This window comes from Microbulbifer sp. Q7, from assembly GCF_001639145.1.
In the GTDB taxonomy this organism is placed as follows: Bacteria; Pseudomonadota; Gammaproteobacteria; order Pseudomonadales; family Cellvibrionaceae; genus Microbulbifer.
In genome coordinates, this window is record NZ_LROY01000001.1 from 700,767 (window position 1) to 720,369 (window position 19,603).

The following is a 19,603-nucleotide window of genomic DNA, read 5'->3' on the forward strand; positions in this document are numbered from 1 at the left end:
TGCCCCCGGGCGGCCGATGGTCAGCGGGTGGCCCCGGCTAGCCGCAGTGCTGGTGGATCTGCTGTTCCAGCTTGCGCGCCTCGATCACCCGCTGGCGCTCGCTGATGGTGGATTCGTTGCCATCGGCATCCACGAAGTACACCGGCCCCTTGAGGATGTTGAGTTGCTTGCGCGCGCGGGCACAGGCCTGCTGCTGTTGCCGCTGGAGCTTGTGCTGCTCCTTCTGCTTGCGCTTGGCGTAATCCTGTTCGATCTGCTCGGCGCCGCGGCGGTTAGGGAAACCCTGCTGGCGGGTGGGCTCGGCGCTGTTGATGGGTTTCAGCTTGTTATCAAGGGACTCCGCCTGAGCCTCCTGTGGCGGACGGTCACCGAAGTGCACCTTGCCATCGGCATCCACCCAGCGGTATAGCTCCCCGCCACCGGCATTTGCCGCCAGCAGGGCAAGGCCCAGAATCAACAATCTGCCCGGCATCCGTGTCCCCCCGAAACTCCTGTTGTGTGAATGATCGCCGCTGCGATGCCGGCTACGGCACCTGCCCCAGGGCTTCCTGCGCATCGCGCTCTGCCAGGGTGCTGAACAGCCCCTGTGAGTGGCGCTCGGGAATCTGGTAGGTCTGCAGGATAAACGGCTGCTGTTCTCCGGCGGCGGCGGCGTCCAGCACCATGCGGTAGCCGGCGCTGTCTCGCATATCCACATAGCCTGCCTGGGAGGATTCCATCAGCTCGGCGAACTGCTGGAAGTCACTGATTTTCTCGCCATTGACCGACTCGATAATCCAGTTCTTCCAGTCGTGGTAACCGAGGTTGACCGGTGCCGGCAGTACCTTGAGCGCCACCACCAGTTCCTGTTGCTCCGGGCTGGACCACTGGTTGCGTGCGTACAGGTATTCGATGGGGGCCTTGGAGTGCCAGTTGTTGCCCCAGCGTTTGATCAGGTTCATGTTCAATGGCACAAACACCACGCCGCCGTAGATGTAATAGCGCGGGCGCTGGTCGAACTTCTCGCCCTGTACCAGCGAGCGCGACGGCGGGGTGGCCGCGAGGGTGATTTCGACCTCGAGGATTTCGCCGTCGCGGGCGATACGCACCGGCAGCCGGTCGCCAACGTGATACTGATCCACCGCGTAGTGGTAGTTGGTGCGCTGGTTCGGGCGCCACTCGATGGTGCGGTCGGCGGCCACATCGAAGCCGTCCACCTGCAGCAGTACATCGCCGGGCTGCAGCACCAGCGCCGCCGGGGCATCCTCAAACACGCGCACCACCAGCGCGCCCTGCTGGTCTTCGCTCAGGCCGGCGGCTGCTTTCATGGAGGGGCTTTCCAGGCTCTGGGTCACCGCACCGAGTTCGGGGAACCCCTGGTGCACGCCGTCTTCGGCATCTTCCAGCACGTGGCTGATGACACTGGGCGGCACGAAATAGCCCAGGTTTTCCGCGCCCTTGCTGTGGTTGGTCTGCATGGCTACGCCGACAATGCGCCCGTCGGAAATCACCGGCCCGCCGCTGTTGCCGGGGTTGATGGCGGCGTCGATCTGGCCGGCCATCAGGTAGCTTTCGGCGTGGGCGTAATACTGGTGCTCTACCCGCGACAGCACACCGCGGGTGATGGAGAGGGATTTGCCACCGATTGGATACCCGTACACGGTGACTTCTTCCTGCAGGTCCGGCAGTTCGCCGAGGGCCAGCGGGCGGGTGTCGTCGAAAAAGCTTTCGTCTTCCACTACCAGCAGCGCGAGATCGGCGTCGTGGGATACGAACTTCACCCTGGCGCGAAACTTCTGCGCATCGCCGTGGCGCTGGACCTGGATAAAGCTGCCATTGGCGATGACGTGGGCGTTGGTGAGAATCTGCTGGCCTTTGATGACCGCGCCGGAACCGGACAGCTGCTGGGCGTTGAGCAGGGCCCAGGGATTGAAATAGTCTGGGGCGGCGGCGGTGGTGTAGATCTTGATGATCGAGCGCTTTAGCTGCTCCCGTTCACGACTGTCGCCGTGGGCGAGCTGGGAGAAGCAGAGGATCAGCAGGCAGAATTTCAGCAGGAGTTTCATCGCGGCGTCTTGGTTATTCGTTGGTTTTGGGCAGTTTAGCACTTTGGCCGGTAAATGCTCCGGGCGGGAGTTAGTTGTATCGGCGCTCCGTCGGGCCCATGGTGGCGCCCGGACACTGGGTGGAGCTTTTCAGGACCGAGCTAGGCGCCCCCCTGCGAGTACATCCCTGTACGCTGCGTCGGCGGCGTCCATGCCGCCGACGCTCCTGAAAAGCTCCACCCAGCGCCCGGGCTTCAATTCTGAGATTGATACTTCGTTAGGAGTTTTGGATTTGTTTGAAGTCAGTCCTGCGACTCCCGGATAAATCGGTGGATTTGTCGTCGCTGTTTCTTGTTGGGGCGTTCGTGGGAAATGTTTGCGTTGTTGGCCTTGCGGTCCGCGGCAAACTGTTCCCGCTTGGCGATGCTGTCCTCGGTTTCCCGGTACAGCGTCTGCGCAATGTCGGCACCGCGGCGCTGGTCGGAGAGGGCGATCACTTCCACCACTTTTTCATCCCAGCCTTGGCGAATGGTCAGCAGGGTGCCGGTCGCGATTTCCTTGCTGGCTTTTACACGCTGGCCTTCGGCATGCACCTTGCCGCCTTCGATAGCCTGCTTGGCAAGGCTGCGGGTTTTAAAAAAGCGTGCGGCCCACAGCCATTTGTCGATACGTACTTTTTCCATCAAAACCCTACATCAATGATGAACGTGAAAAGACCAATGGATTATTCCGAAGTAAATAGTTGATGTGAAGGCAGAGTGCCGGGTGCGGGTTTTCAGGAGCGTCGGCGGCATGGACGCCGCCGACGCAGCGTACAGGGATGTATACACAGCGGTCCTGAAAACCCGCACCCGGCACTCTTCCGCCACGGAACTTCCTAGTAGCACTTAGCTGGGCTCAGCGTTCCCGGGGCCCAACAATCTCATCAAAGTCATGAATCGCCGGGAACTCGGTAATCTCCCGTGCTGGATTCTTACTGTCTGGCTGGCGGATGCACAGCAGGTGTTCGATACCGTATTCCCGCGCCGCACCCAGTACGTGCAGGTTGTCATCCACAAACAGGGTGCGCGACGGGTCGAATGGCTGGCGCTCCTGCAGCGAGTGCCAGAACAGTGAACTCTCCTTGGCGTGGCCGAGGTCGTGGGAGGAAACGATTTCGTCCAGCCACTGGTCGATGCCGGTAATGGCCAGCTTGTGGCTCAACCCATCAGGATGGGCGTTAGTCACCAGTAGCGCCCGCTTTTGCATCGTGCGCAGACTGCGCAGGAAGTGGTCGGTGTGCGGGCGCACCGCGATGCGATCCTCGATTTCACGGTAGATCGCCAGCACATCCAGCTTCAGCACATCGGACCAGTAGCGCAGGCAGTACCAGTCCAGGGTGCCCCGCAACTCGTCGGTCATGCGGATCACCAGCTGCTGCGCTTCCGACAGGGAGATATCATTCGCCTCCGCATAGCGCTGCGGCAGATGTTCCATCCAGAAGTGATTGTCGTAATGCAAATCCAGCAGGGTGCCATCCATATCCAGCAGCACCGTATCGATCCGGCTCCAGTCCAGCATATCCAACCTATTCCGCGGGCTCAGGCCCGCAATTGCACAAAAAATGGCCGGCCATTATGCCCTCAAGCCCGGCGCAGCACCAAATCCGCGCGCACCAGGCCAATCACCAGCAGTGCCTGCGCGCCGTAGTAGGTCAGCATAATCCAGGTCCCCGCCAGGGGAATCGGGTCGACAAACCGGTTGATGGCGATCAGCGCGTCCGACACCATAAACGTCACCGCACCGGCAAATAGCAGGGACGAACCACTGCGGTGGGCGGCGGCAGACAGCGCCATAACCACGATGGCGATGATGTAGAACGCCACCGGCATCGCCAGCGCCCCGGCTCCCGGTAAGACCTGCCCGGCCAGAAACAGTGCCGCCACCACCACCGCAATCCCGCGCAGTGCAAAGTGCCGGCTGCCAAACTCGGCGGCGCGCAGAAAATTGCCCGCATAGGTCAGTTGTGCCAGTAAAAAGGCACCCAGACCGAACACAAAATGGTTGTCGAAAGGCACCGCCAGCAGTACATCGCCGGTGGCGGACAGCGCCAATGCGGCGAGAGTCAGTGTGCGCGTGCCGCCGGTGAGGGACTGCGCCGCGAGCCACATCAGGATGGCGATCGGCACAATTTTCAACGCCGCCATCCACAGGGCTTCCACGCCCGATGCGTCCAGGGCCATATACAGGATGCAGCCAGCAGCGAACAGTGCGGCGGGAGCGAGGCGCGGCAGGGAGGCCTCAGGCGGTGTGGTCATCGCGGTGTCGGACATAGTGTTCTCCGGATTTATTGTTCTGGATGTTCGGGTTTGTCGATCTTGCGAGTATGCTTCCCCGAGTATTCGTCAAAGCGGCTGGCGGTTCAATCGACTGGCTTGCAATCCCCCGACAGGCGATAACAATACTGACCACACCATCACTTCACGGAGCGACAGATGAAGGCTAATAACATTCTCGAAACCATCGGCAATACCCCCCATGTGCGACTCAATCACCTGTTTCGGGATGATATCGAGGTGTGGATGAAGGTGGAGCGCTTCAACCCCGGCAGCAGTATCAAGGACCGGATTGCCCTGAGCATGATCGAGGATGCGGAAGCCAGTGGTGCGCTCAAGCCCGGCGGGGTGATTGTCGAGCCCACCTCCGGTAACACCGGTATCGGCCTCGCCATGGTTGCCGCGGTGAAGGGCTACCGGTTGATCCTGACCATGCCGGAATCCATGTCCGTCGAACGGCGCAAGATCATGAAGGCGCTGGGTGCGGAGTTGGTGCTCACTCCCAAGGAAAATGGTATGCCGGGTGCCATTGCCCGGGCCGAGGAAATTCTCGCGCAACACGACAATAGCTGGATGCCCCAGCAATTTACCAACCCCGCCAATGTCAGCGCCCACCGAAATACCACCGCGCGGGAAATCCTCGCCGATTTCCCGGAGGGCCTCGACTACATGATTACCGGAGTGGGCACCGGTGGCCACATCACCGGCTGTGCCGAAGTGATGAAAGCGTCCATGGACAACCTGAAGGTGTACGCGGTGGAGCCGGAAAAATCCCAGGTGATTGCCGGCAAGGAAAAAGGGATGCACCGGCTGCAGGGCATTGGTGCCGGCTTTGTGCCGGAGGTGCTCAACAGGGAGGTGCTGGATGGCACCATCCCCGTGACCGAAGAGGACAGCTTTGAAATGGCCCGCCAGTGCGCCCTCAAAGAGGGCATCTTTGTGGGCATTTCCTCCGGCGCTTCCCTGGCAGCGCTCAAGCAGCGGGAGAGCGATCTGCCAGCGGGCAGCCGCGTGCTGGTGTTCAGCTACGATACCGGCGAGCGTTACCTCTCCATTGAGGATCTGTTCAGCGCCTGATCCGCTGACCGGAGCTGGCGGCGGTATCCGGCAACAAATTCCGCCGCGAGCTGCGTATAATCTCCCGCTTCAATCGTCTTTCGATACGTATCAGTGCTTAGTGGGGGAATCATGGAAAATGTAGTGAGCAGGGAACTGCTGAATAAGGTCATCGCTGTTTCGGTTACTGCCGGCGAGGCCATTCTGGAAGTGTACAACGCCAACGGCGATATCGAAGTCGATACCAAATCTGACGATTCCCCGGTTACCGCGGCGGATCTTGCGGCGCACAAAATTCTCGCGCCGGCGCTGGAAGCCCTCGTGCCGGGCGTTCCGGTATTGTCGGAAGAGGGCGAAATGCCTTCCTTCGAGGAGCGCAGCCAGTGGCAGCGTTACTGGATCATTGACCCGCTGGATGGCACCAAGGAATTTATCCGCCGCAACGGCGAGTTCACCGTCAATGTGGCGCTGATCGAACAGGGCGAGCCGGTACTGGGGGTGGTGCATGTGCCGGTGCTGGATATCACCTACGCCGGGGCCAAGTCCCTCGGTGCGTTCAAGCGCGACAGCGCTGGAGAAACCTCCATCTCCGTGCGCAGCATGAAGCCGCGTCTGGAATCCAAGCAGCCGATCGAAGTCGTGGCCAGCCGCAGCCACGGTGCCGGTGCCGTCGATACCCTGTTGTCGCGTATCGAGGGCAGCCTGGGCGAGACCGCGCTCAAGAATATGGGCAGCTCGCTGAAATTGTGCCTGGTGGCAGAGGGCGCTGCAGACCTCTATCCGCGCCTCGCGCCCACCTGCGAATGGGATACCGCTGCCGCCCAGGCGGTGGTGGAAGCCGCCGGCGGTACGGTGGTGGATGACCAGTTCGCGCTGTTGCGTTACAACCAGAAGGAAGCGCTGCTGAACCCGTTTTTCTATGTGATTGGCGATCGCAGCTTCGACTGGAAATCCCTGCTGCTGGGCTGAGTCCGGCAAAGTCCCCAATATGGTCTAGGCTTAACCTTATGCCTCGGTCGTCGTGTTGCTTTTGACGACGGCCGACGCCATCCAATGCGCCACCCTGTTTCAGGAATTGGCCAAGCGATTGAGAGGCGACGCCTATGACCAGAGCTCAAAGCCCCGCCAGATGTTCGCATGTGAATATCAGCGAGCTGGAAACCCGCCACCTGCGCCATCGCCTGGAAATCGAGATTACCTGGCTGTCCCGGCAAATGCAGGAACTGCAGGGGGCGCATGAGTCGATTGACCTCTCTCTCGTCCAGACCTACCGGGAAATGATTTTTTCCCGCCGCGCCCTCCTCGGGCGAATTCCCCGCTGATTCTCGACCCACCGGCACTCTTGCGATAACCGCGCAAGCGGGCACCCTCGCGGTCCCAAAATTTCACCCATGAAACTTCTACCCTCGAAGCTTCATCCTCGAAGTTTCACCGACGAGACAGCTGCGTCGGTGGCGTATCTGGCGATTACCGCCATGTTCGTCTTTTTACGTGGACTGTGAAAAAACGCAAAATCGGAACGATGCCGCTAAACGTCGCGTAAATATTTCCCTGCCCGAGAATTTTGTTCTTTTTCTGGCAATTGGGTCTACGCTTGGTGGGATAAAAGTTAACTGAAAAGAGAAATCCCCATGCGCTATCCGGTCGTGGTCCACAACATCGAATTTGCCGGTTACGGTGCCATCGCGCCGGATTTACCGCACTGCCATTGCCAGGGCGAAACGCTCGAAGGCGCGCTGCAAAAAATGGCGGAAACCATTGTGGATCGACTGGATGAATTGCAAGCCGCCGGCGATCCACCACCACAAGCGGGCGAGCTGGATTTGCTGCGAAAAAATCCTGCGTTTGCCGGCGGCGTCTGGGCAATCATCGACATCGAGCAAAATGCGATGAGCCCGAAACCTTAAATGGCGTGAGCGCAGTCTCCACCACCCGCTTCCATCGAGTGACAACAGGGTTTGAGAACCCTAAGAAAAATTCCGAATTGAGAAACCAAGGACGGTGACAATGAAAGGCCTGGTATTCCTTCTGGCTCTGTTCGCTTCCAGTGCCGCACTGGCCCAGTGGAACAATCCCATCGACGGCTACTGCAACGGTGAATATCGCATCGTCGGCACGGTTGGGTTGGGCGTCGGCGAACTGCAAATCAACGATGAACAGGATTTTGCCGGTTATGCCAGTATCGGCGTGACCCCGGATGCGGGTATCTGGCAGGTAGAGCTGCGCTATACCGGTTTTGACGACGGCAGTATTTCCGTGGACCAGTGGGGTATTGGCGCCAAGGTCGATTTCACCATGACCTGTGACGTGCAGTGCTTCTACTGGATGGTGGGCTGGAACTATGGTAATTTCGACGTCGACACCATTGAAAAGCGCGATGTCCTGTATGTGATCGATGACGACACGGATGACAACTACTGGAACGCTGGCGTGGGTTACCGCTACAAGTGGACCCAGGACTTTGATACCTCCATCGAATACAACTACAACGACGTGGATGCCCGTTTGTGGGTCAACGATGGCGTGTCCGATGTGCGCTTAAACTTCGGTCATATGCGCACGCTCACCGTCAACTTCAGTTATCGGTTTTAACCGCCTGGGGTAAATGCCACCCGGCGCTGAAGTGGCGCCGGACAGGGTGTTACTCCCGCACGCCCCGGTCCGGGCACCCGCTCGCACCACTTCCCCCTCCCCGGTTCTCCTTTGCCGGTTGCATTCCTCCATTACGCAGTCACAGAGTCATGCGGTCGCGCGGCTACAAGCGGCCGCTGCGTTTCAATTGCCAGTAGGCTTCCACCAGCGACAGATGCATCTCCGATGGCAGGGCGTCCGCCAGAATGGTGTTGCGCGCGCGCAATTGCTGCAGCAGGCGCTCGCGGCACGCACTGAAGTCGCGCCCCGCGCTGTACAGCAGTGCGCTGTCGAAATCCGCTACCGGCTGTTCCAGCAGTTGATCCAGCGCGCGCTCCCGCAGGCAGGCCACCATCACCAGATGGTGGCGGGAAAGCTGTTGCACGGCGCTGGTCAGGTCTTCGCTGTCTTCGTCCCGCACATTGGTCAGCAGGATGACCAGTGCGCGCCGCTGCTGACGAGCCAAAAGCTGTTCGGCGGCGGCGGTGTAATCACTGTGTGCGGTGCCGGAGTGGATGTCGTAAACGTGGTTTAGCAGCAGGTTGATACCACCCTCGCCCTTCACCGGTGGCAGGCGGCTGTGCGTGCCGGCGAAACACTGCAGGCCAACCGCATCGCCCTGGCGAATGGCCACGTAGGCAGACAGCAGCAGCGCGTTCAGTGCGTGGTCGAAATGGCTCAGCTCGCCATCTCGCGCGCGCATACGCCGGCCACAGTCCAGCAGGAAAATGATTTCCTGGTCCCGTTCGTCCTGATACTCCCGGCTGATCAACTTCTGCATACGCGCGCTGGCCCGCCAGTCCACCTGGCGCTGGCTGTCGCCACGGCGGTACTCCCGCAGCTGACGGAAATCCAGACCTTCGCCGCGGCGTTGTTGCTGGTGTACGCCCAGATAGCGCAGGGATTGCTCGGTGGATAATGCCTGCAGCGAGGAGATGCCGAGGAAGTTCGGGTAGACCTTGACCTCCTGCGGTTCCCCAAGCAGCACCCGGCGTTGCCACAATTTCCACGGCGAACTGGCGAGCAGTTCCAGATACCCGAAACCCGCGCGCCCACGCTGCACCGGCGTGGCGTGGTAGTGGGTGTGAATATCCTGGCCCGGGTTGAGCATAACCCGCAGGGGTAAGTCGCTGCTGCGCAGCTGCGCGGGGAGCTGGTCGGATACCAGCAGGCTAAGTGGACGGGTACCGCGGTTGTGCAGCCGCACACCGATCACCTGCTCCACACCCAGGGCGAGATTGCCCGGCAGGTGGCGGTGCCCGCTGAGGCCATCGCTGAGGCCATCTATGTGTCGCCCGGTGGCAAAGTCCAGCAGCGCAGCGAGTGTCAGCGCGGCCAATCCAAACCACCAGGCACTGCTGAGCAATCCCGCGGCCGCCGGCCACCAGATGCGCGCGGCGCTGACCAGCAGGGCACAGGCGGCGGCAATCAGCAGCAAGCGGATGAGCAGTGGCGAGGGCTTCACAGCCGCGGGGCCTCCACGGATTCGATGATCTGGCTCAGCACCGAATCGGCAGTTTCGCCGTCGATCTCCATATCTGGGGAGACCGCGACCCGATGGCGCATCACGGGGATAGCCATGGCCTTGATGTCGTCCGGCAGCACGAAGTCACGTCCCTGCAGCAGGGCGTGCGCGCGGGCCGCGAGGATCAGGCCGATACTGGCGCGCGGCCCGGCGGCGCGGCGCAACTGCGAGGATTCCCGGGTGGCCCGTACCAGGCGCACGGCGTACGCCAGCACCTGTTGATCCACCTGGATTTGCGGTACCAGCGCCTGCAGTTGTTGCAGTGCATCGGCGTCAAACACCGGCTGTACCGAGTCCCGCAGGGTGCGCTCGATATGACCGCCGCTGGCGGCGGCCGCAAGCTGTTCTTCCGCCTGCTGGCTGGGGAAATCAATCAGGACCTTGAGCAGAAACCGGTCCAGTTCAGCCTCCGGCAGTGGATAGGTACCTTCCTGTTCTACCGGGTTCTGGGTGGCGAGCACCATGAACGGTCGGGGGGTGGCATGGGTTTCGCCGTCGATGGTGACCTGATGCTCCTGCATGACTTCCAGCAGCGCCGCCTGGGTTTTGGCCGGCGCGCGATTAATTTCGTCGGCCAGCAGCAGGTTGGTGAACACCGGGCCGCGGCGCACTTCGAAGCGGCTCTCTGCCATGTGGTAAATGGCGTGGCCGGTGACATCCGCGGGCATCAGGTCGGGGGTGAACTGGATGCGACGGAATGCACCGCCAAAGCCGCGCGCCAGGCTTCGCACCAGCAGGGTTTTACCGAGCCCAGGTACTCCTTCCAGCAATACGTGGCCGCCGGCGAGCAGTGCGATCAGCACCTGATCCACCACCGGTTGCTGGCCGATAACCACCTGGTTGATACGTGCGCGCAAGGTGTTGACCTGGTCGCTGGCACGCTGCCAGTGATCGACACCAGCGGGGCGAGTGTCTGCGTGATGGGCGGGTGTTGTTTCCAGAGTGGTTTCGCTCATAGGGCGGCCTCAATGATCTGAATGCTGCGCAGGCGCGCGGTAAAGTCTTCCTGAGTGCGGGGTGCGGGCCCCCACAGGGTGTGGATGATTTCTGCTGCGGCGAGGCCGGTTTTTTCTGCCACAGAGGCAGCAACTTGTTGCTGTTCTGTGCCATCGCACGGGCGGCTTCCGCTGAGCTTTGTACGCAGCGGCGTACGCGCGCGCTCGAACAGCCGCTCACCCCGGTTCTGGCGCCAGTAAAATTGTCCGCAGGCGCGGATGTGTTCCAGCAGGGAGCGCCGCTCCCTGGCGGGCGCCAGTGCCAGCGGTCCGAAGCGCCGGCTGCGGTTGGCGATCCACGCCGCCAGTGCGAGTAGCCCGGCAACCAGCAGTTCCAGGGCATAGCGCTGAATCAGGGTGCCCAGCGTGTCGAAGCGCGGCCGGGTGACCATCACCAGGTCGCGCTCGCCGACTAGATGGGCGAGAAAATAGGCGTGGTCAAATTCCCCGATACGATCGTTTTGCCACAGGCTGCCGTCGGTCATCAGTGTCAGTCGGCCGCGGCCACGCTCGTAGTACACCAGCGGTGACAGGGTGGGAATATTCTGGAATGCCACCCAGTGCAGAGGCTCTCCGTCTACATCGACATCGCTGGTCTGGCCCATCATTTCGTGGGTGAGCGCGGTGCGTGGATTGAAATAGAGCGCGTAGCTGCTGCCACCGTCACTGGTGAGGTTGATCAGGCGCTCGGGGTCGATATCCGGGTTGCGCGGCTCCGCTTCGTGTGGCTGAGCGTCGTGCGGCTCGGAGCCAGCAGACGAAGCTTCGAAGGATGCGGCTCCCTCCTGCGGCGCGCTGCTGTGTTCGCTCTTATCGTTGCCGTTGCCACCGCTGTCACCGTTGCTGCGTTGCTCTGCGCGGAGTTTGCGGTTGTGCTCGCGCATGAGTTCACTCACCGTTTTGCCCTGCAGCTCACTGGCCTCTTCGCCGAATACTTCCCGCAGTTGCCGGTTAAAGTAGAGATCCAGGTCGCCCTCGGTGACTTCCAGCTCCAGAGCCTGCAGCAACAGATCCTGCTCGTGGTCGCCGGTGCCCTGGTGGGCGATGACGATGGCGTGGCCACCGGATTCGATCCAGTCCAAGAATTCGCGCAGGCGATCAGCATTGTAGATCTGGCTGGAGCTGGCGAGAAACAGGGCATCGCCGTCGTTAAGGGTGGCGAGCACGGAAATATTGTCGGCGCGGCGATGGTGAATGCCGACCCGGTCGAGGAAGCGATGAGCGGCGAGATAGGGGTTGCGCCGTGCCTCGGGGCCAAACCCGCGATCCACCTCCTCGGTGTGTCGCTCGAAAAAAACCAAAAACAGGCCACTGGCAACGGCGACCAGCAGCAGGGTGATGAAGATAGCGAGCCGGCTCAGTTTCACGATGCTGCCTCCCGCTCACGGAAAACCTGTTGCCACTGTGTGCACAGGGATTCCAGTTGCGCGCGCGCAGGTGGCTGATGTGCGTAAGCCTGGCGCTGCCAGACAGCGGTAAGCTGGCTGAAAAAATGCACAAGTGCCGGCTGCAAACGCGGGTCCTGCCCGGCTTCATCCCGCACCAGTTGTGCACACTCCGCTTCCGTGTGGTGATCGCGGAAGGCGCAATCGAATTGCGAGATCAGGTTCGACAGGCTGGCGCGGTACAGTAGCCCCATGGCGTCGCGCTGGTGGCCGGCCTGCCACAGAGCCAGTACCTCGCGGGTCACATCTTCCGGCAGGCTCTCGCGGCGCACATCCAGCCCGAACAGGGTTTGTGGGTGCGGACGCGCGGCGGCCTGCTCCGGTGCGCGGTAGCCGAGCAGTGCGCGCAGGTGATCGCGGTAACGCCACAGCAAGTAGGCCACGAGGGCGATGGCCGTGGTCCACAGCAGCACTTCAATAATACCGGCGAGCAAGGGCCAGAATGCGCTCTCGCTGCCAACCTCTTCATCACCGCCCAGCCCTTCCAGCCACTCGATAAACGCGATAAACCAGGCGGGGATGGGATACTCGCGGGATTCAAAGGTTTTCAAGCGCCAGTGGCTGACCTGCTCGCGCTGGTGAAAATCCTCGTCTGCCAGCACCTCGTCGATCACGGTTTCTGCCTGGCCGGGGGTGACGATATCCGCGTGCGCCGGCTGTGGTACGAGCATTGCGCTCATCCATACCAGGGTCACAGCGCAGGCGAGCGATGCGACGGTCGCGGCGCGGGTAGTGGGGGCTTTGCGCGGGCGTTTCTGCTGTGCGTCGAGACGGGCGCGCAATTTTCGGAACTGGATTTCGATATCCCAGGCCTCCAACTCAACGCGCCGGCCGATATACAGCATGAACCCGCCACACACATAAAACGGCGCGACCGCGGCCATCACCAGCAGGGTGAGGCCATTGGCGATCCAGGCAGACAGCACACTGTTGTCGCTGACGAGGGGTATCCAGTCAATCTCCAGCTGTGCCGGCAGCATCAGGTAAAACAAGGCCGCAAGGCCCATCACCAGGATCATTTCCACATGCACACCGACGATATGCAGCCAGCTGGCGGTACTGGCGGCATTGCGGTGCAGCAGGGCGATGCGGGTCGCGCGTGTCTTTCCCTGTGCATGCTCCAGCACCGTCACCGGTAGATCGAAGGCGCGGGTAAAGCTGAGTCGTCGCCAGGTCAGCCAGGCAAGCCAGTCGTGGCGATTGGCAGCGCGAAACTGTGCCAACGCTGCGCGGTTACGCATGGGTTCGTTGAACAGCTTGCGGCTTGCCACCAGCAGCGGCAGCCGCTCAAACGCCGGCTTCATCCACCAGACCGCAAAAATTACCCAGTTTGGGCTGCCCGGAAAGATGAGCCCCAGCAGTAAAAACAGGGCAGCGGCCGGCAGCAACCAGAGTGCCGCCAGTTGCCACCACAGCGGGCGCGCGAGCAGGATGCCGAGGTCAACCGACTCCCAGCCGGAGCGCGGTCGTGCGCGCACGGCGAGACGGTCGAGGTTCAAGGTTTACCTCCAGCGATGGCGGGGCTGGGTCGCTGAGAGCGCCCGGCAAACACGCAGTAGCTGATGACCAGTAGCCAGAAAAAACTCCCCACCGCGAGCTTCACCGCAATGCTCACCTGGGTGCTCGACGACCAGAAGGCTTCGAGGAAGGCGGCGATCACCAGCATCAGGAAGGTGCCGTACATTATTTTCATTGACTCACGCGCGGCCCCGCGCAGGGAATCCCGGCGGCGCTGATTGCCGGGGTTGATCAGGGAGTGCCCCAGGTGCAGCCCGGCCGCGCCGGCAAACACAATGGCGGTCAGTTCGAAAGCGCCGTGACCGATAACAAACGGATAGAAGGTGGACACAAATCCCACGCGGGTGATGTGGCCGAAAATCGCACCGAGAAATAATCCGTTGAACACCAGGAAAAAGATGGAGCCCAGCCCGAACAGTATGCCTGCAGCAAAGGTGCGGAAGGCGATACCGATATTATTCTTGATATAGAACCCGAACATCTGCAGGTCGGTGTCTGATCCGCGTTCACGCCCCAGCACCCGGTTGGCCGGGTCGTACATGGATTCAATTTGCAGCACCTGCTCCGGCGACATCACCGCGTAAATCAGCGCGTCGTTCGAGTAACTGCCAAAGCCCATCACCAGTGCGGGGGCGAGAAACAGCGCACAGGCGAGCCACACGAAGCGCGCCTGCTGGCGCAGGGCCTGGGGAAAGCCGGCAAACAGGTAATCGAGCCAGCGGCTTCTGGAAACCGGCTCCTGCCGATAGAGCCGCTGGTGGCAGTCCATCACCAGCTGGTTGAGGCGGCCTATCAGCTGGCTGGTGTACTGTCGCTCCTTCGCCACTGCGAGGTGCTGGCACAGCCGCCGGTAACTGGCCGGCAGGTCGTCCACGTCCGCCTGCTGGGTGGTTGTTACCACCGCATGCTTGCGGTAGCCGGCGAGTGTATTTTCAAGTTGTAGCCACAGGTTTTGGTGGCGCTGCTCGAAATCCCGTTGCTTCACTGGTCACCTGCCTGTCTTGTTGCGCGCGGCGCAACCTCTTCTGCGGCACGTTCGCCAAGCAGCCAGCGGCCAATACCGTATAACCGGCCGAGCCCCGCGTCACCGGTTTTGCCGGTGATCGGCTGCAGCAGGTCTGCCAGCTCCTGTTGCCGCGGGCGGCTCAGTGCGCGGTGACGTTGGCTGAGGCTTACGATGGCCTGCTGATCTTCCAGTGCCAGCCCCCGGGGTGGGGGCACCGGCGGCACCGCGGGCAAATCGGTGGATGCCGCGGGGGATTCCCGGTACACCACCAGGGTGCCAGCGGCATGGTCGCCCAGGCGCCGGAAATCCCGGCTGCAGGTCATGCTGATAATACCGGCGAAGTAGCCGAATGGCAGGAAGTCTGCGAACCGCAGTAGGTTGCGCATGATCGACGGCCCCCAGCCGATGGGGGTGAGGTTGTCGTTGATCACTGCAATGGAAAACGCGCGCTTGCCCGGGGTTTGTCCACCGCGCAACACCTCAAACAAAACCGGGTAGAACCACTCTAGCAAGAACGACACCAGCAGCCACATGCCCACACCCGCATCGCCGGCCACGCTCATTGCTATACCGAGGATCAGCAGAATCAGCGTGCGGTAGAACAGGTCCACGGAGTAGGCGAGTATACGCGGCAAAGGCCCCGCAACGCGGGAGGTGAGGTCGATCCCTTCTGGCGTTTCGATCTCGAACAGGGTGTCGAGACCCTGGATATCGGCCGCTATTTGGGACGTGGCTGGCATAGTCTTGTGCATCGGGCAGAGCTACCGCTTGGGCGGCAGAGAATCTTTGGCTTTTGCAAAATGAACGCCGGCATAAAGGCAGAAGAAGTCCGCCTTTATACCGGTGGGAAAATCAAATTTCCGGATTGGCTTCATGGCCGCCAAACATATTGCGGTACAGGATGCCGTAGGCAATGCTCAGGGTTGGAATAGCCCAGATCAGGCCAATCAACAGCGCCAGGAAACCCGCGATATACAGCAGCGCAATAACGATAAAGAACCCAAATACCGGGAACCAGTGTTTGGTGATCGCCTTGCGAGAGGTTTCCAGAGCCTGCCAGGGGCCCATATTCTTGTCCACGATCAGCGGCATCATCATCAAATAGCCGATCATCAGGTAGATACCGGGCAGCACCAGTAGAATAAATCCAATGCCGATCAGCAGGTACATCAGGATCATACCCAGAGCCAGCGGCAGGATCTTGTCAAAGTGGGCGAAAACCTCGGTGCCGGAGACTGTTTCATCCCGTGCGATTTTCACGCCGATCATGATCATGCCCGCTGCCAGTGGTGCGGAGGCCACGAGAACAATCAGGTCCGACACGATACTGCCGATACCCGGGTTGGTTTCGGGGTCGGTGAGGGACTGCCCGGAAATCAGTGAAGCCACAATGGCAATGGCGATCGAGGCCACAAAATACAGCAGCACACCCAGCCAAACGGTGCCCTTGTTGCCCTTGGTCTTGGCCCAGGCTTCATTCAGGGTATCGCCGATGGCGACCTGATAGTCCCCCGCCAGCGCACCGGGTATCGAACCCATCTTGGGGTTGTCACCCTGATCCCCCGCCAGCTCGGATTTTGGCGCGCTGTAAATATCACTACTCATGGTCGAAATTCCTTGATCTAATTTTTACCTTATTGTTGCCGGTGCTACATCCAGAACCCGGTTTCTCCTGCGATACGCCGGTATCGGCAACAGGACCTGCAACAATACCACAGGCGCAGCGGGTATTGGCGTCATAAACCCCTTGGTGTAAGCGTCTGTAATTGCGAGCGGCGCAACGCTACTATTGCCTCCAGTTATCCGATGGCGATGGTGAGAAGGGAATGGGAAAGTGGTTGTTGCGTACCGGGCTGGCGGTAGTGCTAGTGGGCGGTGTATATGCGGCGTTGCCCTGGTACTCCGCGCACCGGCTGATCGAGGCCGCCCATCACGAAGACACCGCGGCACTCGAGCGGTATGTAGATTTCCCGGTGTTGCGGGCGAACATACGCGCGCGTATTCAAGCGAAACTGCAGCAATCCATGGGTGAAGATATCCCCCCGGATCTGGGTGGTCTGTTTGCGGCCGGCGCTGATCTGCTGCTGGGGCCGCTGGTGGACCGGCTGATCAGCGCCCAAGGCATTGCCGACCTGATTCAGGGGCAGAAGGACTGGCGGGCGTTCGAGCGGGATCTGGAGCGGGTATTTGGCGGCACCGGCCGGCAGCCACAAACGCCCCCGCCGCAGCGCCGCGAGGAAGTGGTCGAAGACACGACAGCCGCTGAACATGACCATCACTGGCAACTGCGCCGCTGGTACTTCAGCGGGCCCAATACCGTGTCGGTAATCTGTGGCAACAAAGTGGATGAAACGGGTGTAAAACTGTCACTGCAACGGAATGGTTGGCGCTGGCAATTGGTGGATATGGTTTTGATCGATACAGAAAACGGGGAAATTTGACAATGGCGATAGCACTGGAAATGCACGAATCAAAAAACGTCTTTGGTGAGGCGCTGATCCCCTGTAGCCGCGATCCCCTGACCGGTTTTTTCCGCGATGGATGTTGCAATACCAATGATCAGGATATGGGGTCGCACACGGTGTGTGTGGAGGTGACAAAGGATTTTCTGCGGTTTTCCAGCGAGCGCGGTAATGACCTGAGCACGCCGGTGGAAGAGTTCGGTTTTCCCGGCCTGAATCCGGGCGATCGCTGGTGCCTGTGCGCCGCGCGTTGGCTCGAGGCACAGCAGGCGGACATGGCGCCGCGGGTTTACCTGCAGCGCACCCACCAGCGCGCGCTGGAAATTGTTCCTTTAGAGCTGCTGCGCCAGTACGCGGTGGATTTGAACTAGGAACCACCGGTGAGGCGGTGAAAAAAGCGGTAGTATTTTGTGCCCGGCACTAGAATCCGGCACTAGAGCCCGGCAGTCAAAGTGCCCTGAAGCAAGCCGTCCTGGCCTGCTCAGAGCCAGCCTTTCGACTGATAACCAACTCACAGGATGAACATTGTTGGTGAGCGCAGTGTCCGTACCGGCTGGCATCCCTGATTGAGACGTCAGCCTGCTCAGTACCAAGAGTGCGCGTTTAGCGGCGGGCAAACAATAGCTCTTTCAAGCCAAAATGGTTGCATTGCGTGAAAATCTGTGACCGGGTTGCGCCTTTTTATTCATAATGCGTGTGGTGCTGGTCACGTTCTGCGCGTTCCTCACTCCCCCATTCCCTCGCTGATATATCGGGAAACAAGCTGGCTGGTGGATTTACAGTTGGCCTTGCGGAGAATGTTTTTCCGGTGATTCTTTACCGTATGTGGAGAAATGTTCATGAGCCTGGCGATCTCCAGGCTGGTTTTTCCTGCGGCTAGCAGGTCCACGATTTCCAGTTCCCGCCTGGTGAATTTTGCGTGCATCTCTGCAGAATGCTCCGCTTTGGCGGGCACATCCAAATTTAAATAATCTTCACCGCCGAGAAGGCTTAGCAAAGACACTTTGTAATTATTGTGACTGGCCAGGTGAGAAATATCCGTGTGGATACGGAGTAGTCTGACGGGTGTGCCGCAATTGTCCGTGGCCAGCACAATCGCCTGGTGATTGAACAGGCGGTAACGTCCATCGGCGGTTTGCATCCTGGCGGTAAACGAGACCTTGTAGTCTTTTATCTGCTGCGGACCAATTTTTTGCTGCAGAACTACCAGCGCCGCTTTTTCTGCTTGCGTTGCAAATGTCATATCCTGCGGATGGATTCGGTCGAGAATGGCCTCGATCGTGGTTGCACTCGGCGCAAGGCCAAGAATGGCCTCCATAGATGGGCTTGCTTGTAGCGGTTGCTCCTGCACAGACAGATCAATGGCATAGTAAAAAGTGCCACCCGATCCAAAGACGGTAGCAACAAAGCGGTCCAGCTCACTGCGCTGATGCAGTGTGCCAAAGCGGCCGCTGGTGAAGAGCTCGGGAATGGTGGGCGACGCCTGCTGCGTCAGGATTTCTTCCGGTTGTAAAACATCGTCTGCCATTCGGCCAGCCCCAGTCGGTATTTCATTATTGCCTGTGTTGGCATTTGTTATTTTCAGCGTACGAATTTATCGGTAACTGGCGGTTTGCACAGGTTAAATAAGGCCCTCTGTGATGCACAGAGCAATCAGCTGGCTCATGTTCTGGCAGCCGGCCTTTTTCAGGATTCGCTTGCGGTGATTCTTGATGGTGTACTCCGAGAGCAGCAATTCGCGCCCGATCTCTGCACTGGTCATGCCCTTGGCGATCCGCTGGATAACGGTCACCTCGCGCGGGGTGAATCTGGGAGGCTGAGGCACGGGATTGGTGACTTCGCCGTCGACACTGAGGTCCAGGTAGGAGGGCTCACCATTCATTCCGATCAGTGAAAGGCGACGATTGTTGCTGTCGGTCAGGTGGGAGATGTCGGTATGCACGTTGAGCGCCTTGCCCACCCTGCCCTGTTGATCGGTGGTTAACACGATGGCCTGGTGATTGAACAGGTGATAGTCACCGTCCTTGACGCGAAACCGGAAGCAGTAGGAAATCTTGTAATCGGTAATCTTGTGCATGCCGATTTTATCCTGGAACAGGCGGATGGCGGTCGCCTCGGCGCGGGAGACGAAATCCATATCCTCCGGGTGCACCTGATCGAGAATATCCTGGAAGGTGAGGGACTCCAGCTTCAGCCCGTGAATCTGCTCCACTTCCGCGCTGCAGTACAGCAGGTTGAGGTCACACAGATCAAACACATAGTGATAAAACGGTCCATTGCTGAAAATAGAGCTAACCAGCGCATCTACCCTGAACTTCCCCAGCTCGGTCTGGTGCTTGGCGAACAGCGCCTTGCGGCTCTGCCAGACGTTCTTCAACAACTGGGTCTGAGGGGTCTGTTCGGCCACGCCTGGAAGTCCTTCTACGTTTTTAATGCCAAATTTAGGGAGCATTGGCTCGAATGATCCAGGGACACCGCCGGCACCCGGAATATGTGACTGCTATCACAAAACAATTGAGACTTTTTTATCAGCTTTGACGCCATTTTCCAATGTTATTTGGTACGAATGTGCCTATTCGCGCCGCAGCGGTGCAGCTTAGTCAGCATTGAATGTTTTGAAGGGACG

21 protein-coding genes are annotated in these 19,603 nt (G+C 60.0%); 7 read left to right on the top strand and 14 right to left on the bottom strand.

The annotated features are described in order from the left end of the window. Positions 1-37 precede the first annotated feature (37 nt). The 5 genes from AU182_RS02790 to AU182_RS02810 all read right to left on the bottom strand — a co-directional run bounded on the left by AU182_RS02790 (position 38) and on the right by AU182_RS02810 (position 4,336). Positions 38-472: a DUF4124 domain-containing protein gene (locus tag AU182_RS02790; RefSeq protein WP_066960325.1), complete on the bottom strand. Its 435-nt coding sequence runs from the start codon at positions 470-472 to the stop codon at positions 38-40. A 52-nt stretch (positions 473-524) separates the two neighbouring features. Further along, complete coding sequence (locus AU182_RS02795) at positions 525-2,045, bottom strand: serine protease (protein ID WP_066960328.1); 1,521 nt, start codon at positions 2,043-2,045, stop codon at positions 525-527. Between the two features lie 281 nt (positions 2,046-2,326). Further along, positions 2,327-2,707, bottom strand: a complete 381-nt coding sequence (locus AU182_RS02800; protein WP_066960330.1) for an RNA-binding S4 domain-containing protein — start codon at positions 2,705-2,707, stop codon at positions 2,327-2,329. Positions 2,708-2,921: 214 nt separating this feature from the next. Beyond that, positions 2,922-3,584, bottom strand: coding sequence for a GMP/IMP nucleotidase (yrfG, locus tag AU182_RS02805; RefSeq protein WP_066960333.1), 663 nt, complete (start codon positions 3,582-3,584; stop codon positions 2,922-2,924). A 62-nt stretch (positions 3,585-3,646) separates the two neighbouring features. Then, entirely contained in the window at positions 3,647-4,336 is a 690-nt protein-coding gene (locus AU182_RS02810) for a lysoplasmalogenase (protein WP_066960334.1), read from the bottom strand. Positions 4,337-4,498: 162 nt separating this feature from the next. Between AU182_RS02810 and cysK the strand changes: the two genes are divergently transcribed. The 5 genes from cysK to AU182_RS02835 all read left to right on the top strand — a co-directional run bounded on the left by cysK (position 4,499) and on the right by AU182_RS02835 (position 7,987). Then, positions 4,499-5,416: a cysteine synthase A gene (gene cysK, locus AU182_RS02815; protein WP_066960335.1), complete on the top strand. Its 918-nt coding sequence runs from the start codon at positions 4,499-4,501 to the stop codon at positions 5,414-5,416. 111 nt (positions 5,417-5,527) lie between these two features. Next, entirely contained in the window at positions 5,528-6,364 is an 837-nt protein-coding gene (cysQ, locus tag AU182_RS02820; RefSeq protein ID WP_066960336.1) for a 3'(2'),5'-bisphosphate nucleotidase CysQ, read from the top strand. Positions 6,365-6,498: 134 nt separating this feature from the next. Beyond that, positions 6,499-6,717 (top strand): hypothetical protein, encoded by a 219-nt coding sequence (locus tag AU182_RS02825; RefSeq protein WP_153039094.1) that lies wholly within the window; start codon positions 6,499-6,501, stop codon positions 6,715-6,717. Positions 6,718-7,026: 309 nt separating this feature from the next. Continuing rightward, complete coding sequence (locus AU182_RS02830) at positions 7,027-7,302, top strand: type II toxin-antitoxin system HicB family antitoxin (RefSeq protein ID WP_066960338.1); 276 nt, start codon at positions 7,027-7,029, stop codon at positions 7,300-7,302. A 100-nt stretch (positions 7,303-7,402) separates the two neighbouring features. After that, positions 7,403-7,987, top strand: a complete 585-nt coding sequence (locus AU182_RS02835) for an outer membrane protein (RefSeq protein WP_066960340.1) — start codon at positions 7,403-7,405, stop codon at positions 7,985-7,987. A gap of 163 nt (positions 7,988-8,150) precedes the next feature. Here the strand turns inward: AU182_RS02835 and AU182_RS02840 are convergent, their stop codons facing one another. The 7 genes from AU182_RS02840 to AU182_RS02870 all read right to left on the bottom strand — a co-directional run bounded on the left by AU182_RS02840 (position 8,151) and on the right by AU182_RS02870 (position 16,120). After that, a complete protein-coding gene (locus tag AU182_RS02840) occupies positions 8,151-9,491 on the bottom strand; it encodes a DUF58 domain-containing protein (protein WP_066960343.1) in 1,341 nt (446 codons plus the stop codon). Beyond that, complete coding sequence (locus AU182_RS02845) at positions 9,488-10,507, bottom strand: MoxR family ATPase (protein WP_082859168.1); 1,020 nt, start codon at positions 10,505-10,507, stop codon at positions 9,488-9,490. Before AU182_RS02845 ends, AU182_RS02840 begins: the two co-directional genes overlap by 4 nt. Next, the gene (locus AU182_RS02850; RefSeq protein WP_066960346.1) at positions 10,504-11,913 is read right to left on the bottom strand and encodes a DUF4350 domain-containing protein; all 1,410 of its coding nucleotides are present in this window, start codon (positions 11,911-11,913) and stop codon (positions 10,504-10,506) included. Before AU182_RS02850 ends, AU182_RS02845 begins: the two co-directional genes overlap by 4 nt. After that, positions 11,910-13,490 (bottom strand): DUF4129 domain-containing protein, encoded by a 1,581-nt coding sequence (locus AU182_RS02855; protein WP_066960350.1) that lies wholly within the window; start codon positions 13,488-13,490, stop codon positions 11,910-11,912. The genes AU182_RS02850 and AU182_RS02855 overlap by 4 nt, the downstream gene beginning before the upstream one ends. Then, the gene (locus AU182_RS02860; RefSeq protein ID WP_066960353.1) at positions 13,487-14,494 is read right to left on the bottom strand and encodes a stage II sporulation protein M; all 1,008 of its coding nucleotides are present in this window, start codon (positions 14,492-14,494) and stop codon (positions 13,487-13,489) included. Before AU182_RS02860 ends, AU182_RS02855 begins: the two co-directional genes overlap by 4 nt. Next, entirely contained in the window at positions 14,491-15,255 is a 765-nt protein-coding gene (locus AU182_RS02865) for an RDD family protein (RefSeq protein WP_066960357.1), read from the bottom strand. The genes AU182_RS02860 and AU182_RS02865 overlap by 4 nt, the downstream gene beginning before the upstream one ends. 112 nt (positions 15,256-15,367) lie before the next feature. Further along, complete coding sequence (locus AU182_RS02870; protein WP_066960360.1) at positions 15,368-16,120, bottom strand: hypothetical protein; 753 nt, start codon at positions 16,118-16,120, stop codon at positions 15,368-15,370. Between the two features lie 221 nt (positions 16,121-16,341). On the opposite strand from AU182_RS02870, the gene AU182_RS02875 reads away from it, so the two are divergent. Continuing rightward, positions 16,342-16,956 carry a DUF2939 domain-containing protein gene (locus tag AU182_RS02875; RefSeq protein ID WP_066960363.1) on the top strand — a complete coding sequence of 205 codons (615 nt, stop codon included), beginning with the start codon at positions 16,342-16,344 and terminating at the stop codon, positions 16,954-16,956. A 2-nt stretch (positions 16,957-16,958) separates the two neighbouring features. Then, positions 16,959-17,348: a DUF2237 family protein gene (locus AU182_RS02880; RefSeq protein ID WP_227718091.1), complete on the top strand. Its 390-nt coding sequence runs from the start codon at positions 16,959-16,961 to the stop codon at positions 17,346-17,348. Positions 17,349-17,701: 353 nt separating this feature from the next. Here AU182_RS02880 and AU182_RS02885 read toward each other — a convergent pair whose 3' ends face one another. Both AU182_RS02885 and AU182_RS02890 read right to left on the bottom strand, forming a co-directional pair. Next, complete coding sequence (locus AU182_RS02885; protein WP_066960366.1) at positions 17,702-18,505, bottom strand: LuxR C-terminal-related transcriptional regulator; 804 nt, start codon at positions 18,503-18,505, stop codon at positions 17,702-17,704. 93 nt (positions 18,506-18,598) lie between these two features. Beyond that, the gene (locus AU182_RS02890; RefSeq protein ID WP_193754275.1) at positions 18,599-19,384 is read right to left on the bottom strand and encodes a LuxR C-terminal-related transcriptional regulator; all 786 of its coding nucleotides are present in this window, start codon (positions 19,382-19,384) and stop codon (positions 18,599-18,601) included. Positions 19,385-19,603 lie beyond the last annotated feature (219 nt).